This window comes from Segatella baroniae DSM 16972 = JCM 13447, from assembly GCF_000426585.1.
In the GTDB taxonomy this organism is placed as follows: domain Bacteria; phylum Bacteroidota; class Bacteroidia; order Bacteroidales; family Bacteroidaceae; genus Prevotella; species Prevotella baroniae.
Genome location: NZ_AUFQ01000002.1, coordinates 169,797 through 184,963, shown reverse-complemented (window position 1 = coordinate 184,963; position 15,167 = coordinate 169,797). Strand labels below are relative to the sequence as shown.

Below are 15,167 nucleotides of genomic sequence, written 5' to 3'. Positions count from 1 at the left end.
CGCTACTGTCCGTCCTTGTCGGCCACCTTCTTCGGGCCTCTCACGGAGTCTTTCCGTGTGAGGCCTTTCTTGATTTCGATGTTGATACCGTCGCTCAAGCCCACGCTCACCTGCCGCCGCTGATAGACCGGTTGCTGCGCGTCGCCCTTGACAACGTAGACGAACGTGTCGTTGCCTACGAACTCGATGCAGCTCTCGGGCACCGTCATCACGCCCTTGGCCTCGGCCAATACGATCTCGGCATTCGCGCTGTAGCCCGACCGGATGCGCGTCGTGCCCAGTCCGGTGATGGCCGCCTTCAGTTCAAACTGGTTGGCGCCATTACTCTCCACGGCCTTCGGCGAGATGTATTCCAGGCTGGCTTGGAGCTTTTCGTTCTGCAACGCGCCGATTGTTATCTTCATCGGCATGCCCGCAACGAGGCTTCCCACCTCGGTCTCGTCGATGTTTCCACGGAAGATGAGGTCGTTCATGTTGGCCACAGTGGCGATGGTGGTGCCGTCGTTGAACGTGTTGCTGAGAATCACCGTGTTGCCCACCTTCACCGGAACGTCGAGAATCAGCCCGCTGATGGTCGACCGGATGAGCGTGGAACTGGTGTTGGCGTTGCCGCTCGACACGCCGTCGCGCACCACTTCCAGGTTGTCGTCCGCCGCCTGCCGCTCTTCGCGGGCCTGGTTGTAGGCCTGACGCACCTTGTCGAACTCGTCGGCGCTGACCAATCCCTTGTCGAACAGCGCCTTCTCGCGCTGGTAGTTGGTCTCGGCCTGCTTCAAGTTGATCTGTGCCAGACGCACCCTGGCCTGGGCGTTGCTCAGCTGTCCCATGTCGGGAATCACCTTCACCTTGGCGATAATCTCACCCGCCTGCACCATCTGGCCGGCCTCTTTCATGATTTCCGTGATGATACCGCTGATCTGGGGCTTCACGTTCACCTCGTTGCGAGGCTCTATCTTGCCCGTCACGATGGTGGTCTTGCGCAAGTCCATCACCTTCGGCGTGCACACTTCATACTCTACGGTCTTCGGTCGGCTCTGCATCCACAGGAAGACGAACGTCCCGATGAACACCAAGGCGATGACGCCCGCGACAATAAACTTAAGATACTTCTTCATATTCGTTATGCGTATTACTTGATTTTCGATTCTTTCCGCACGCTTCCGCTACTCGTCTCGCATGGCGTCGACAGGCTTGATACTCATCGCCCGGGCTGCGGGAGCCAGTCCGGCCAGCACGCCGAGGGCGCTCAAGAGGGCCACCGCGCCGACAGCCGTCCAGAAACCTATCTGGAAATGCGAAGCGACAATGCCGTCGGTGGTGTTCGCCATCTCGGCCAGTTGCAGGATGATGACGGCGAAGAGAATGCCGCTCATGCCTGCGACGGCCGTCAGGATGATGCTCTCGCTGACGATTTGGCCCAGTATGTTGCGTGGTGTAGCGCCGATGGCGCGGCGTATTCCGATCTCGGTGGTGCGCTCCCGCACCGTCACCATCATGATGTTGGACACGCCGATGGCCCCGGCCAGCAGCGTGCCGATACCCACCAGCCATATCAGGAAGTTGACTCCGGAGAACAAACTGTCCACCATGCCGAACATCACCTCGGTGTTGAACACGGTGACCGCTTTCTCGTCGGTCGGGTCGATGTGGTGACTGCGGGCGATGACGTCGCGCATCCGTTGCGTGATCGAGCTCATCGTGACGCCCGGTTTGGCCGTGACGCAAATGAGATGGACTCTGTTTCCGTAGTTGTAGGCTTGCTGCATGAGCGTCAAGGGGATGGTGACGCTCTCCTCGGCACGGCCGTTGATACTCATGTTTCCCGTGTTGTAGTCCACGCCCACCACGCTGTAGTAGATGGAGTCGATGCGCACCAGCTGTCCGCAGGGGTCGCCGCCGCCGGGAAACAACGTCTTGTAGACTTTCTTTCCCAGCACGCACACCTTGCGACGCTGCTGCATGTCCATCTCGTTCAGGTAGCGGCCGTAGTAGAGTTTGGGCTCCTCCACCCTGGCATAGTCGGGCAACAGCCCCTTGACGGAGCACTGCGCCTTCTTGTCGGAGAAGACGACGCTGCCGCCCCAGCTGCTCAACACCGGCGAGACAACGTCCAGTTCAGGCACCTGCGCTTGCAGACGGGCCACGTCCTTGTACTCCATGGTCCACTGGCGGCCCTTCCGGAAGCCCGCGAAAGGCTTGGTCGTGGGCTGCGCGAAGACGATGGCGGAGTTGGTGGCGAAGCCTTCGAAGTTCTTCGAGAGCAACTCCTTCAGGCCGCGGCCGCCCCCGATGAGGCCCACCAGCATGAAAACGCCCCAGAACACGCCGAAGCCTGTCAGGAAAGAGCGGCTCTTGTTGCGCGTCAGCGTGTCGAGAATCTCCTTGTATGTGTCGATGTCTATCTTCATAATCAATGGAAAAAGCAAATGGTCATTCGGCCCTCAGCGCCTCGATGGGCCGTATGCGGGCCGCCTTGCGGGCCGGGATGAGGCCGGCGAACGTGCCGGCGAGCACCATGACCAGCGTAGCCTCGACGCAGACGCCGACACCCACCGTGGGATTGACGAACATCGTGGCTGTGAACACGCCCGAGTCCACCTGCATGTGGCCGATGGTGGCGTCTATGTAGGCGTTGGCGGCAATGCCGGCCAGCATGCCGATGTAGCCGAAGAAGGTGGTGATGATGACGCTCTCGACGATGATGAGCTTCAGGATGGACCACGGCTTGGCCCCGATGGCCTTGCGAATGCCGAACTCGCGGGTGCGCTCCTTCACGGTGATGAGCATGATGTTGGACACGCCCACAATGCCGCTGAGCAGCGTGAAGAGTCCGATGATCCACAAGGCGGTGCGGACAATGCCGATACCGGTGTCCATCTGCAAGGCTTGCGTGAAGCGGTTGTGCAGCCATATCGCCTCTTCGTCGTCGGGCGCGGCCCGGTGGTTGCGGTTCAGACTGGCCCGATAACGCTTCTCGAAGGCCTTGTTGGCCTCCTCCGTGTCGAGTCCGTGGAAGGAGAAATGCAGTTCGTCGGCCTTGTCGCCACGGCCGTAGATGCCGCGAACGGTGTTGAATGCCGTGTAGGCCGCACTGTTGAAGCCGCTCTTGTTGCTCTTGCTGATTCCCACAATCTGGAATCCGAAGGCCCCGACATCGACATATCGCCCCACCAGGGCGGCGATGTCGCCGTTGGTGAGCTCCTTGGCCTGGTCTTCATTGATGACCAGCACCTTGCGCGACTGCTCGTTGTCGATCCGGTTGATGAAGCGGCCATGGCGCATTTCCAGCTTGTAGATGGCGGCTTCGTTGGGATATACGCCGTTGAGCGACGTGCTCGTATAGTTTCCGCGGTAGGCGATGGTCACGCTGTTTTGCGATATGCTGGCCCCCATCTCGTCCACATTCGAGGCGAAGCGTGACGTGGTCGTCTCGAAATCCTTGTCGTTCAACGTCAGCCAACGCCCTTCCTTCAGTCCTTCAAAAGGCTTCGACGTCCTGCCGCCGTACACCGACATGGAGTTGTCCATGAAGCGGCCGTTGTTCTCCATGGTGGCATTGATAAGCCCGTTGCCGGCACCCAACAGGAAAATCAGCATAAAAATACCCCATGCCACGGCAAAACCGGTGAGTGCCGTGCGCAGTTTGTTGCGCTTGGCCGTCGACCATATCTCGGCTATCACATCTCTCATAGGTTCTTGTTGCTTTGTTTTCTTCCCGTCATTTCATCACGCCGTCCATGCCAAAGGGCCCTGCATGATGGTCGAGGTTCTCCTCTATGCGGCCTATCAGGCCGTCCTTGATGTGTATGATCTTATCGGTTTCGTTGGCCACACCGCTCTCGTGTGTCACCACAACAATGGTCTTGTGCTCCTCGGCATTGAGTTGCTTTAGCAGTCGCATCACCTCCATCGATGTCTTGCTGTCCAACGCGCCCGTAGGTTCATCGGCCAGAATGACGCGGGGCTGCGTGATGAGGGCGCGGGCGATGGCCACCCGCTGCTTCTGGCCGCCACTCATCTCATTGGGATAGTGCTCGGCCCAGGGCAGAAGCTCCAGCCGTTCGAGGTAGTCGAGGGCCATTCGGCGGCGCTTGCGGCGGCTGACGCCCTGGTAGAAGAGCGGCAGTTCGACGTTCTCCACGGCCGTCTTGAAGCCGATGAGGTTGAAACTTTGGAAGATGAAGCCTATCATTCGGTTGCGATACTCGGCCGCCCTACGCTCGCTGAGGCCCTTGATGAGCGTGTCGTCGAGCACGTATTCGCCGCTGTCGTAGTTGTCGAGAATGCCCAATATGTTCAAGAGTGTGGACTTGCCGGAGCCCGACGCGCCCATGATGGACACAAATTCACCCTCCCCGATGTCGAGGTCAATGCCCTTGAGCACGTGCAAAGGCTGGGCGCCTTGATAGGTTTTGTTGATATCTTTCAGGTGTATCATATACGTTTTGGAATGTAACGTTGCTGTATAGACGCAGCGATGGCGTGGAAAGTTGCAGACCGTGGAATTTTCGCCGCGGCACGCCCGTTTTGCCTTCGTGGGCCGACCGTTTTGCAAAAGCAGCCCTTTTGCCCGCCAAAAGCAGTCCTTTTACACGCTAAAAGCAGCCCTTTTGCAAGCCAAAAGGGCTGCTTTTGGAAAACAGGTTCACCGCGGTTGGGAAACGGCGGATGAACGGGCAGTGTCGGTGGGGCCGAGCTTGTATTGTTCCACCACACCCTCACACCCCCCTATGTCTTGTCTATGCGCAGCACCTGGTCGCAATAGTCGATGACGGCGGGGCGGTGGGTGATGAAGATGATGGTGCGGTCGCGGCCCGAGAGAATGCTTTGCAGCAGCTGCCGCTCCGTTTCAGGGTCGAGGGCGCTCGTGGCTTCGTCGAAGAGCATGATGGGCCGGTCGCGCAAGAGGGCGCGGGCGATGGCGATGCGCTGGGCCTGTCCCTCGCTCAGTCCGCCGCCCTTCTCGGCGCATTGCGTGTCGAGGCCGTCGGGCAGCTGGCTCACGAAGTCGGCGCAGCTCTGGTGCAGCACGTCCATCATTTCGTCTTCAGTGGCGTCGAGCTTGCCCAATCTGAGGTTTTCGCGGATGGTTCCGCTGAGCAAAGTGTTGCCCTGGGGCACGTAGACCAGGTTGCAGCGGTGGCGGGGAGTCAGGTGTTGGGTGACAGGTGATGAGTGGTGACGGGCGGTCTTGCCGTCGGTGTAGATTTCGATGGAGCCTTGTTGCGGGGCCAGCAGGGCCAGGATGAGGCGCACGAGGGTCGTCTTTCCGCTGCCGGTCTCGCCCAACACGGCCGTGCACGAGCCGGGTTTGAAGTCGAAGGAGAGGCGGTCGATGACCTTGCCGTCGACCTGGGTGTAGGCGTAGCCCACCTCGCTGAAGCGCACTCCGCACGGCGTGCCCATCTGGATGGGCTCCCCCTGTTCTTCCAAAGGGTTCTCCTCCAGTTCCATCAGTCGCTCGGCCGCCGTGAAAACGCTGACGATGGCAGGCACGAGCTTGGTCAGGTTGCGGGCCGGCGTCTGTATGCGGTTGACCAGTTGCAGGAAGGCGGTCATGCCGCCGAAGCTCAATGTGTGGGCCGACATGCGCACGGCGGCCCACAAGAAGGCCAGCAGATAGCTGCCGGCGAAGCCCAGTCCCAGGACCAGATTGCTGAAAACGCTGAACAAGGTGCGGCGAACCACGTGGTGGCGGAGCTCGTCCTGCGTGTCGCCCAATCGGTCGACCATCGTGGCATCGCTCTCCATCGTCTTGATGAGCATGCGGTTCTGCACGGTCTCCTGCAGCACCTTCTGCACCTTGCTGTCGCAGTCGCGCACCCGGCGGGTGAGCTGCCGCATCCTCCCGATGTAGAGTTTGCTGACCAACATGAACACGGGTATCATCATGACGATGAGCAACGCCAGCGTCCTGTCCATGAGGAAAAGGTAGAAGAAGGCCCCCGCGAACAGCACAAGGGTGGACAGTGTGGAGGGAATCGTTTCGGTAATGAAGGTGATGACGTTCACCACGTCGAGTTCGAGGCGGTTCAGTATGTCGGCCGAATGGTGCGATTCCTTGCCGTGCCATCGGCCGCGGAGCAGGCGGTCGAGCATGCGTTGCTGCATGCGGTTCTGTGCCTTGATTCCCAAAAGGTTCTTCACCCAGACCGAAGCGATGTTCAACAGGAAGTCGGCCAGCACCAGAACGCCCATCAAGGCGACCGCGGCATAGACGTTGCCGGGCAGCACATGCGACGCAACGTCTATGGCATGCTTCACCGCCCACACCTGAAGGAGGCTCGTGGCGACCGACGCCAGGCCGATGAGCGCGTTGAGAAAGAGTTGCAGCCGATGGCCGCGCAGAATGCGCCAAAGCCACTTCATGATGGCTTTGGAGTCGTATTTGGAACGGGGGATGGAGAGATAACGCGAGATGTTCATGCAATTGGGATTTCGCCCACGGCCTGCCGGCGGCAAGAAGGCCCGGGACTACTGGCGGGTGTCGGCTCCCCACATCAGCTTTTCGTGCAGGGTGGAGAAATAACGGCGGTTCTTCTGTTTCACGATTCTGACCACATAGGGGGCCTTGCGCACGGTCAACCTGACGCCTTCGGCCATCCTTTCGCTGCGTCCGTCGATGGCGACGAGGAAGTTGTGGCTGCGCGATTCCACTTCAAGTACAATCTCGCTGGTGTCGTTGATGACGATGGGACGGATGTTCAGGCTGTGCGGTGCCACGGGCGTGATGCAGAGACTGCCGCTCTGGGGCACGATGATGGGGCCGCCGTTGCTCAGGCTGTAGGCCGTGGAGCCCGTCGGTGTGGCTACAATCAGGCCGTCGGCCTGGTACGTGACGAGGAAATCGCCGTTTACATAGGTGCGGATGGAGATCATGGAAGCCGAGTCGCGCTTCAACACGGCGATGTCGTTGAGGGCGAACGGACTGCTCTGGACGGGCTCGCCGTCGGACGACAGTTCGATGACGGTGTGGTCTTCGATGTCATAATCCTGCTCGAACACCTTGTCGAGCGTGTGCGCTATCTCGCTCGGCAGCACGTCGGCCAGGAATCCCAGACGGCCCATGTTGACGCCGATGATGGGCGTCTGGAGCGCGCCCACACGGCTGGCGGCCTTCAGGAACGTGCCGTCGCCGCCCATCGAGATGACATAGTCGACGCCGTCGAGGCTTTCCGGCTCGACAACCGCCGTGGCCCCGTGCGCTTCGAGATACTCGACCATCCGTTCGACGTAGGACTGCGACTCCTGACGCCTGCACTCGTTGCCGATGATGGCAAAACTCTGTCGTTGTCGTGACATAAAAACGATGGTTTATAATTCTTTTATTGCCATGTGACGGCAATATAGCAAACATTTCGTATATTTGCATGAGCAAAAATACTGCTTTTTAATGACAATTCCATCAACCAACTATTAAATTATGGCAAAAGTGTATGAATTTGTAGCCAACGGCTTCGAAGAGATCGAAGGCTTGGCTCCGGTGGACATCCTGCGCCGCGGCGGCGTCGACATCAAGACCGTCAGCGTGACAGGAAGCGAGTTCGTGGAGTCGTCACACGGCGTCACCATCAAGGCCGACATCAAGTTCGAGGACGCCGACTTGCGCGATGCCGACATGCTGCTGCTGCCCGGTGGGCTGCCCGGGAGCGTCAACCTGAACGAACACGAGGGCGTGCGCGAGGCCTTGAAGCGGCAGAACGCGGCCGGAAAGCGCATCGGCGCCATCTGTGCCGCGCCCATGGTGCTGGCCGGTTGCGGCATTCTCGACGGGCGGAAAGCCACCTGCAGCCCGGGCTTCGAGAAGCATTTCAACGCTTCGACCACCTATACGGGCGCGTTGTTTCAGGAAGACGGCAACGTCATCACGGGCGAAGGACCGGCCGCCACACTGCCCTACGCCTATCGCATCCTGCGCTATTTCGTCGACGAAGCACGGGTGCGGGAGTTGGAGAAGGGCATGCAGTACGCCCATCTGATGAACGAAGCGGAGTAGGCGATGAACCATGTCATCATTGTAGCGGGCGGCCAGGGGCTGCGTATGGGGGCCGACGTGCCCAAGCAGTTCCTCCCCGTGGGCGGCAGACCTATCCTGATGCGCACCATCGAGCGTTTCCACGCCTACGACGGGGCCATGAACATCATCCTGGTGCTGCCCGAAAGCCAGCAAGCCTACTGGCGGCAACTCTGCCGCGACCACCATTTCGACATCGCGCACACGGTCGTCGACGGCGGCGCCACGCGCTTTGAGTCGTCTCGAAACGGGCTGGACGCCATCCTCGAGGACGCCGATGGGCTGGTGGGAATCCACGACGGCGTGCGTCCTTTCGTGTCGATTGACACGATAGAGAGGTGCTTCGACGCGGCCGAAGACGCCTATGCGGCCATTCCCGTGCTGCCCGTGACCGACACGTTGCGCTATGTCGACAGGCTGGGCGGCGGCAAGAACGTGCTGCGTAGCGACTATCGTGTCGTGCAGACGCCCCAGGTCTTCGACGTCGCCCTGGCCCGCCGGGCCTTCAGACAGCCCTTTCGGGAGTCGTTCACGGACGACGCTTCGGTCGTAGAAGCGCTGGGTTGCCAGGTAGCCATGGTCGAAGGAAACCGCGAAAACATCAAGGTGACGACCCCCTTCGACCTCATTGTCGCCGAAGCGTTGCTCCGCCATCCCACAACCTGACACCCCTCGTCATCCAACATCCATCATCCACCACCCGACATGTCCTCCATCCTCGACCAAGACATCATGTATCTTCCCGGCGTAGGGCCGAAGAAGAAGACGCTGCTGGCCAATGAGCTGGGCGTGAACTCGTGGCGTGACCTGCTGGAGACCTACCCTTATAAATATGTAGACCGCAGCAAGATCTATCACATCGACGAGTTGAACGGCCAAATGCCCTTCGTGCAAATCAAGGGAAAGATTCTCAGCTTCGAGGAATTCACCACTTCGCCCCGCAAGAAGCGCGTGGTGGCCCACTTCTCCGACGGCCATGGCGTGGTCGACCTGGTGTGGTTCCGGGGCGCGCAGTATGTCTACAAGAGCTGCCAGGTGGGCGTGGAGTACATCGTCTTCGGCAAACCGACCGTCTACGGCGGCCGTTATCAGTTCGCCCATCCCGAGATGGAGAAGGCGGAAGACCTCCAGCTCAACGAGATGGGCATGCAGCCGTATTACAATACGACCGAGAAGATGAAGAACCACGGCATGACCAGCCGCGCCATCGAGAAGCTGACGAAGACCCTCGTGGGCAAGTTGCCCGAAAACGCCATCGGCGAGACCTTGCCGCCGTTCATCACCACGCCGCTGCACCTCATCTCCCGGGAGCAGGCCATGCGCCTGATTCACTATCCCAAGAGCCTCGACGACCTGCAACGGGCACAGGTGCGCCTCAAGTTCGAGGAGCTTTTCTACGTTCAACTCAATATATTAAGGTACGCGAGCGATCACCGCCGCAAGTACAGGGGCTACTGCTTTGCGCACGTGGGCAAGGCTTTCCACGACTTCTACGCCCACAACCTGCCGTTCGAACTGACCCGGGCGCAGAAGCGGGTGATGCACGAGATACGGTCGGACATGAACAGCGGCCGGCAGATGAACCGCCTTTTGCAAGGCGACGTGGGCTCGGGCAAGACGCTGGTGGCCCTCATGAGCATGCTCATCGCCATCGACAACGGCTTCCAGGCCTGCATGATGGCCCCGACGGAGATACTCGCCGAGCAGCACCTCGCCACCATCCAGGCGTTTCTGAAGGGCCTCCCCATCCGCGTGGAGCTGCTCACGGGCGTCGTGAAAGGCAAGCGGCGCAAGGCCGTGCTGGACGGACTGGCCGCGGGCGACGTGCAAATACTCGTCGGAACCCATGCAGTGATTGAGGAGACGGTGCAGTTCGCGCGCCTGGGGCTGGCCGTCGTCGACGAACAGCACCGCTTCGGCGTGGCCCAGCGTGCCCGCCTGTGGGCCAAGAGCGAGAATCCGCCCCACATACTGGTCATGACCGCCACGCCGATACCCCGCACCTTGGCCATGACCATCTATGGAGACCTGGACGTAAGCGTCATCGACGAACTGCCGCCGGGCCGCAAACCCATCCAGACCATCCACAAATATGACGACCAAACGACGAGTCTGTACGCCGGAATCAGGCAACAGATCCATCAAGGGCGCCAGGTCTACATCGTATTCCCGCTCATCAAGGAGAGCGAAAAGAGTGATTTGAAGAACCTGGAGGACGGCTACGAGGCGCTGCTCCAGGTGTTTCCGGAGTTCAACATCAGCAAGGTGCACGGCCGGATGAAGAGCGCCGAGAAGGAAGCGGAGATGCAACGGTTCGTCAGCGGCCATACCCAGATACTCGTCGCCACGACGGTGATAGAAGTGGGGGTCAACGTTCCCAACGCGTCCGTCATGGTCATCCTCGACGCCCAGCGGTTCGGACTGTCGCAATTGCACCAGTTGCGCGGACGGGTGGGCCGCGGCGCCAAGCAGTCGTACTGCATCCTGGTGACGAACCACCAGCTGACGGAGGACACCCGCAAGCGCATCGACATCATGTGCGACACCAACGACGGCTTCCGCATTGCCGAAGCCGACCTGAAACTCCGTGGTCCGGGCGACCTGGAGGGCACCCAGCAGAGCGGAATCGCCTTCGACCTGAAAATTGCCGACATCGCCCGCGACGGCCAACTGGTGCAGATGGCGCGCGACGAAGCCCGGAAAATCATCGACGACGACCCCAATTGTGAAAAGAACCAAAACGCAATGCTGTGGAACCGGCTCAAAGAGTTAAGAAAAACTAACGTCAATTGGGCGGCCATTTCGTAGTCTCCCCGTTTGTATAAAGCCCCTATAACTGTCCTATAATCAATCGGTTGATTGTTAAAAAGCCAATAAAAACTGTTAACAGGGCTACAACTTCCTCAGTTTTTTGCTATCTTTGCGAAGTCGTTCATCGAAAATGAAGCGGTTTTCAAATGGCATTTGCCATTTCATTTGTCTTCCCGCGGATGGCGGCACGTGGATTTCCTACCTCGTTCCACACTTTGACTTAAACCTAAATAATAGAAAATGGATTTAAAGAAGCATATTCGGAGAATGGCCATAGCGACCCTCTTTGCCTTGACGACACTGCCCGTGGCCGCGCAAGACCTGCTGGCCCGCCAGGCTCCGGTCGACAGAAAGATGAAGGCCGTCGACACCTTGATCTTCAAGTCGCTCACGGCACGCGAGGAAATGGAGTCGCCCGCCGCCCAACTCTACGAGGATTTCAACAACAAATACGCGCATCGCATCGCCAATGTGCCCGATTCCTTCAAGATTAGCCTACGCCATTTCTGCATGCCCACCACGAGTCGAGTTGTCACAAGCAACTTCGGCGCGCGCTGGGGACGCCAGCACAAGGGGCTCGACATCAAGGTCTATATCGGCGACACCATACGCGCGGCGTTCAGCGGCAAGGTGAGAATCGTGAAATATGAGGCCGCCGGCTACGGAAAATACATCGTCATCCGCCATCCGAACGGCCTGGAGACCATCTACGGCCACCTTTCGGCCCAGCTGGTGGCCGAAAACCAGGTCGTCAGGGCGGGCGAACCTATCGGCCTCGGCGGCAATACGGGCCGGAGCACAGGCTCCCATCTCCACTTCGAGACGCGCCTTTGCGGCATGGCCCTCAACCCTGCGCTGATGTTCGACTTCCGCAATCAGGACGTGACGGGCGACTACTACGTCTACAACGCACGCACTTATGACGAGGAGTCGGAGCTTGCCTCCCGCGTGCGCGGCAAGATAGGAAACGGCGGTTATACGCAAGAGATGGTGCGCGGAGACTATGTCGAGAAGGAGAACGCCGCCGAGGAAATCGTCTACTACAAGGCGAAGGCCGGCGAATCGCTGGCCACCATCGCCAAGAAACGCGGCATTTCGGTCGACCGCCTCTGCGAGTTGAACCGCATCACGAAGTCCACCCGCATCAGACCGGGCCAGATACTGCGCTGTTCATAGGCTGAAACAGGCTTCCGAAAGCAGCCTTTTCAGTATGTCAAAGTTATCCTTTCAGCGGATGAAAGCACTCTTTTCATCCGCTGAAAGGATAACTTTTTCAGTTTAATTGCCACCCTTTGGCCGGGCCAACCGCCAACGACGCCTGGGCAGCGTGGCGCATGCAGCGGGCAATCAAGCCCCTATAAAAGGCCAACCGCCAAGCAGTTGTCAGCGCAAAGCACGATGACCATGTAGCAATGAAAAAAGGATAATAACAGTTTTGACTGTGTAAGCTGAGGCCAAAGGTGGTTTTATAGATGATGGTTGGTGAATATACAAGTTCTCAAGAGCTTGTTTGACAATCAGTTTGTGTTGTTATTGAAAAGTAAATAAGCCCTGCCGGGCTATGTCTTTCCTTATCCTTCAGAAAGAGTTTGTCGACAGAAGGCTTGTCCCAAGCCAGCGTTGATTTATCTAAAGAATGATAGTTTTTTTCATTTTTTATGGATAAAAGAGCATGAATTGTCGCATTTCTTTTATAATTTTGCGCCCACCTATTTCAAAATAGGTGCAAGATACTAGACGACTAAACGGATTTGACTTACAAAAAGATTGTATTCATTCGTACGCAAGAGGTCTCGTTTGAGAAGAGGCGGGTAGTGCTTTTTCGCATGAGACGGATTGTATTCAATAAAAATCTCCATAATTAAGAGAAAGATGTAGAAGATTCAATTCATTCAACGCATTTGGATTGTTCTCTTTTTGAACATTCTGTGCTATGGTCCTTTGTCTCTTTTGTTGCATGCCCAGGGGCAAAACGAGGCGAAAGTAACCCTTTCGCTGCGCAATGCCACCGTTGAAGAGTTTGCAATGGAAGTCGCCAGACAAACAGGACTGACCATTTCGTATGATAATGACAACGTGAAAACCTTCCGGGGAGTCACCTTCGATGTGCGCGAGCAGTCGTTGTCGAGTTTGCTCCTGACGTTGAGCAACCAGTTGCCGCTGGCCTACAGCATGGAGGGCGATACGCTGAAGTTGGCCCGAAAAGAGCCTGCGCAGCGCAAGACCGGCATTTACGGTCAGGTGACCGACGAGCACGGCGAGCCCTTGATTGGTGCCATCATCCGCGTGGAAGGCGTCAACGGCGGATATGTGACCGACATCAATGGCGATTATCAGATACAGACCGACAAGAAAGAAGCCCGTATCACCGTTTCGTCGATAGGCTATCGCTCGGTGACAAAGCTGGTGACGGGCTATGTAACGAAGAACAAGAACTCGTTTACGGGTGCGCAGGTGGCGGTAAACCGCGAGCAACTGTTGAACATGGGCACTAAGAACGTCTTGCAAAGCTTGTCTTCCTTCGTTCCCGGCATGGTCATCCTGGAGGACAATCTGTCGGGGTTCCGACCCCAATAAGTTGGCCGACATCAACATCCGTGGCCGCGCCACTTTCGAGGGCCAGGCCAACATGCCCGTGTTTGTGGTAGACGGTTCGCAGGTTTCTGCGGAGTATGTCTACGATATGGATATGAACGACATCGAGTCGGTGACGGTGCTGAAGGACGCTTCGGCTTCGGCCTTGTATGGCGCCAAGGCTTCGGCAGGCGTCATCGTGATTACCACCAAGGCTTTGAAAGGCGGCAAACTGAAACTCAATTACAGCGGAACTCTCCGATTGTCTACGCCCGATTTGCACGACTACCATTTGCTCAATGCCGGTCAGAAGTTGGAGTATGAACGCTTGGCAGGCTTGTTCAGCGACAGCGACCCTTCGCGGCAATACGCCTTGGACAGGGAATACGCGTGGTTGTTCAACGAAGTGCAGAACGGCGTCGATACCGATGGTTGTCAAAGCCCCTTCGCAACGCCGTCTCGCAGGCGCACAGCTTGAGCATAGACGGTGGCGACGAGCGGGCCAAATACAACCTGGGTGTGCGCTACGGCAAGGATGCGGGCGTGATGAAAGGCTCCGACCGCACCCGTCTTTCCACCAATTTTAAATTGTCGTACAACGTCTCGGGCAAGTTCTTCGTGTCCAATACGGCTACCATTTCCTCCATCACCAGCAATGATTCTCCTTACGGCGACTTCGTGACGTGGGTGAGGCAGAACCCTTACGAGAATCCTTACGACGCCGAGGGGGAACTGAGGAAATCTTTCTATCACGATCTTGCCAATCCCCTTTACGAGGCGTCCTTGGGAAGTTACGGCAAGCGCAACACCTTCGACTTCCTCAATACGACCAACGTGCAGGTATGGATGGGAGAGAAGTTCCGTCTGGACGGCGACTTCTCCATCAATCGCAGCAAGCAGGACACGCGCCGTTTCGTTTCTCCTTTCTCTTACAATGAAATCCGCTCCAAGTCGTCCGACCAACGCGGTTCGTTGACGGACGAATGGGTGAACACCACCACTTATCAGGGCAAGGTGATGTTGTCATACAACAGCTATTTCATGAAGAAGCTCTTCCTGACGGCTATGGGGCGGCAGCAGCATCGAGTCGTCTTCTGTCGACGCGGCCGGGTATAAGTCAATCGGATTCTATTCCGACAAGCTCGGTCATCCGGGATTTGCCACCTCTTACGACCTGACGGGACGTCCGACAGGCTCCGACACACGCTCGACCGGCGTGGGATTCTTCGTCAATGCCAACACGATATGGGACAACAAGTATTTTCTCGATCTGATTTATCGCTATGAAGGTTCGTCGAAGTTCGGCAGGAACAGCCGTTTTGCACCGTTCTGGAGCGCAGGTGGAGGATGGAACCTGCACAATGAGAAGTTCATGAAGGGCCTGCCTATCCAGTTGCTGAAGCTTCGTGCCAGCATAGGATATCTGGGCAATATCAATTTCAACCCCTATCAGGCGCTGACCACTTACAGCTATAACAGCACGTACAATTACGGCAAGGGCACCGGTGCCGTACCGATGACCATCGGCAACCCCGACTTGAAATGGGAACGCACCCTAAGCACGAACGTCGGTGTCGATTTCACCGCTTTCCGTGGCAGGCTCGACCTCTCGGCAGACTATTATGTCAAGAACACCGACAACTTGCTGCTCGACATTATGGGGCACAGAACGAAGTGTATAGGATGATGGAGGGCTGAAAAGTTGGTAAAGTCGTTAGTTTACAAAGAGTTATGCGTAGTTTGATGGTTGAGACTCCACAAAACGAAA

Annotated in this window: 10 protein-coding genes and 1 pseudogene; 5 read left to right on the top strand and 6 right to left on the bottom strand. The window is 57.7% G+C overall.

Annotation, left to right across the window (positions count from 1 at the left end; all coding sequences use genetic code 11):
• Positions 1 to 2: 2 nt before the first annotated feature.
• From K334_RS0102555 to K334_RS0102530, 6 genes are all read right to left on the bottom strand, one after another.
• Entirely contained in the window at positions 3 to 1,115 is a 1,113-nt protein-coding gene (locus K334_RS0102555) for an efflux RND transporter periplasmic adaptor subunit (RefSeq protein WP_027444461.1), read from the bottom strand.
• Positions 1,116 to 1,163: 48 nt separating this feature from the next.
• Complete coding sequence (locus K334_RS0102550; RefSeq protein WP_027444460.1) at positions 1,164 to 2,408, bottom strand: ABC transporter permease; 1,245 nt, start codon at positions 2,406 to 2,408, stop codon at positions 1,164 to 1,166.
• 22 nt (positions 2,409 to 2,430) lie between these two features.
• Positions 2,431 to 3,690 (bottom strand): ABC transporter permease, encoded by a 1,260-nt coding sequence (locus K334_RS0102545; RefSeq protein ID WP_025880153.1) that lies wholly within the window; start codon positions 3,688 to 3,690, stop codon positions 2,431 to 2,433.
• Between the two features lie 28 nt (positions 3,691 to 3,718).
• Positions 3,719 to 4,438 carry an ABC transporter ATP-binding protein gene (locus tag K334_RS0102540; RefSeq protein WP_025880154.1) on the bottom strand — a complete coding sequence of 240 codons (720 nt, stop codon included), beginning with the start codon at positions 4,436 to 4,438 and terminating at the stop codon, positions 3,719 to 3,721.
• A gap of 290 nt (positions 4,439 to 4,728) precedes the next feature.
• Entirely contained in the window at positions 4,729 to 6,426 is a 1,698-nt protein-coding gene (locus K334_RS0102535; RefSeq protein ID WP_025880155.1) for an ABC transporter ATP-binding protein, read from the bottom strand.
• Positions 6,427 to 6,474: 48 nt separating this feature from the next.
• A complete protein-coding gene (locus K334_RS0102530; RefSeq protein WP_025880156.1) occupies positions 6,475 to 7,302 on the bottom strand; it encodes an NAD kinase in 828 nt (275 codons plus the stop codon).
• Between the two features lie 121 nt (positions 7,303 to 7,423).
• Between K334_RS0102530 and K334_RS0102525 the strand changes: the two genes are divergently transcribed.
• From K334_RS0102525 to K334_RS13355, 5 genes and pseudogenes are all read left to right on the top strand, one after another.
• The gene (locus K334_RS0102525; protein WP_025880158.1) at positions 7,424 to 7,996 is read left to right on the top strand and encodes a DJ-1 family glyoxalase III; all 573 of its coding nucleotides are present in this window, start codon (positions 7,424 to 7,426) and stop codon (positions 7,994 to 7,996) included.
• Positions 7,997 to 7,999: 3 nt separating this feature from the next.
• Entirely contained in the window at positions 8,000 to 8,680 is a 681-nt protein-coding gene (locus K334_RS0102520) for a 2-C-methyl-D-erythritol 4-phosphate cytidylyltransferase (RefSeq protein WP_027444459.1), read from the top strand.
• Positions 8,681 to 8,719: 39 nt separating this feature from the next.
• Positions 8,720 to 10,822 (top strand): ATP-dependent DNA helicase RecG, encoded by a 2,103-nt coding sequence (gene recG, locus K334_RS0102515; RefSeq protein ID WP_027444458.1) that lies wholly within the window; start codon positions 8,720 to 8,722, stop codon positions 10,820 to 10,822.
• Between the two features lie 243 nt (positions 10,823 to 11,065).
• Positions 11,066 to 12,001: a peptidoglycan DD-metalloendopeptidase family protein gene (locus K334_RS0102510; RefSeq protein WP_025880162.1), complete on the top strand. Its 936-nt coding sequence runs from the start codon at positions 11,066 to 11,068 to the stop codon at positions 11,999 to 12,001.
• An 849-nt stretch (positions 12,002 to 12,850) separates the two neighbouring features.
• A pseudogene (locus K334_RS13355) lies at positions 12,851 to 15,056 on the top strand (SusC/RagA family TonB-linked outer membrane protein); the annotation flags it as partial.
• Positions 15,057 to 15,167: the final 111 nt, after the last annotated feature.

Bases quoted from the DNA above. Each gene is read 5' to 3' on its own strand.
- K334_RS0102535 (WP_025880155.1), bottom strand. From the start codon at position 6,426: ATGAACATCTCGCGTTATCTCTCCATCCCCCGTTCCAAATACGACTCC.
- K334_RS0102520 (WP_027444459.1), top strand. From the start codon at position 8,000: ATGAACCATGTCATCATTGTAGCGGGCGGCCAGGGGCTGCGTATGGGG.
- recG (WP_027444458.1), top strand. From the start codon at position 8,720: ATGTCCTCCATCCTCGACCAAGACATCATGTATCTTCCCGGCGTAGGG.
- K334_RS0102540 (WP_025880154.1), bottom strand. From the start codon at position 4,438: ATGATACACCTGAAAGATATCAACAAAACCTATCAAGGCGCCCAGCCT.
- K334_RS0102555 (WP_027444461.1), bottom strand. From the start codon at position 1,115: ATGAAGAAGTATCTTAAGTTTATTGTCGCGGGCGTCATCGCCTTGGTG.
- K334_RS0102525 (WP_025880158.1), top strand. From the start codon at position 7,424: ATGGCAAAAGTGTATGAATTTGTAGCCAACGGCTTCGAAGAGATCGAA.
- K334_RS0102530 (WP_025880156.1), bottom strand. From the start codon at position 7,302: ATGTCACGACAACGACAGAGTTTTGCCATCATCGGCAACGAGTGCAGG.
- K334_RS0102545 (WP_025880153.1), bottom strand. From the start codon at position 3,690: ATGAGAGATGTGATAGCCGAGATATGGTCGACGGCCAAGCGCAACAAA.
- K334_RS0102550 (WP_027444460.1), bottom strand. From the start codon at position 2,408: ATGAAGATAGACATCGACACATACAAGGAGATTCTCGACACGCTGACG.
- K334_RS0102510 (WP_025880162.1), top strand. From the start codon at position 11,066: ATGGATTTAAAGAAGCATATTCGGAGAATGGCCATAGCGACCCTCTTT.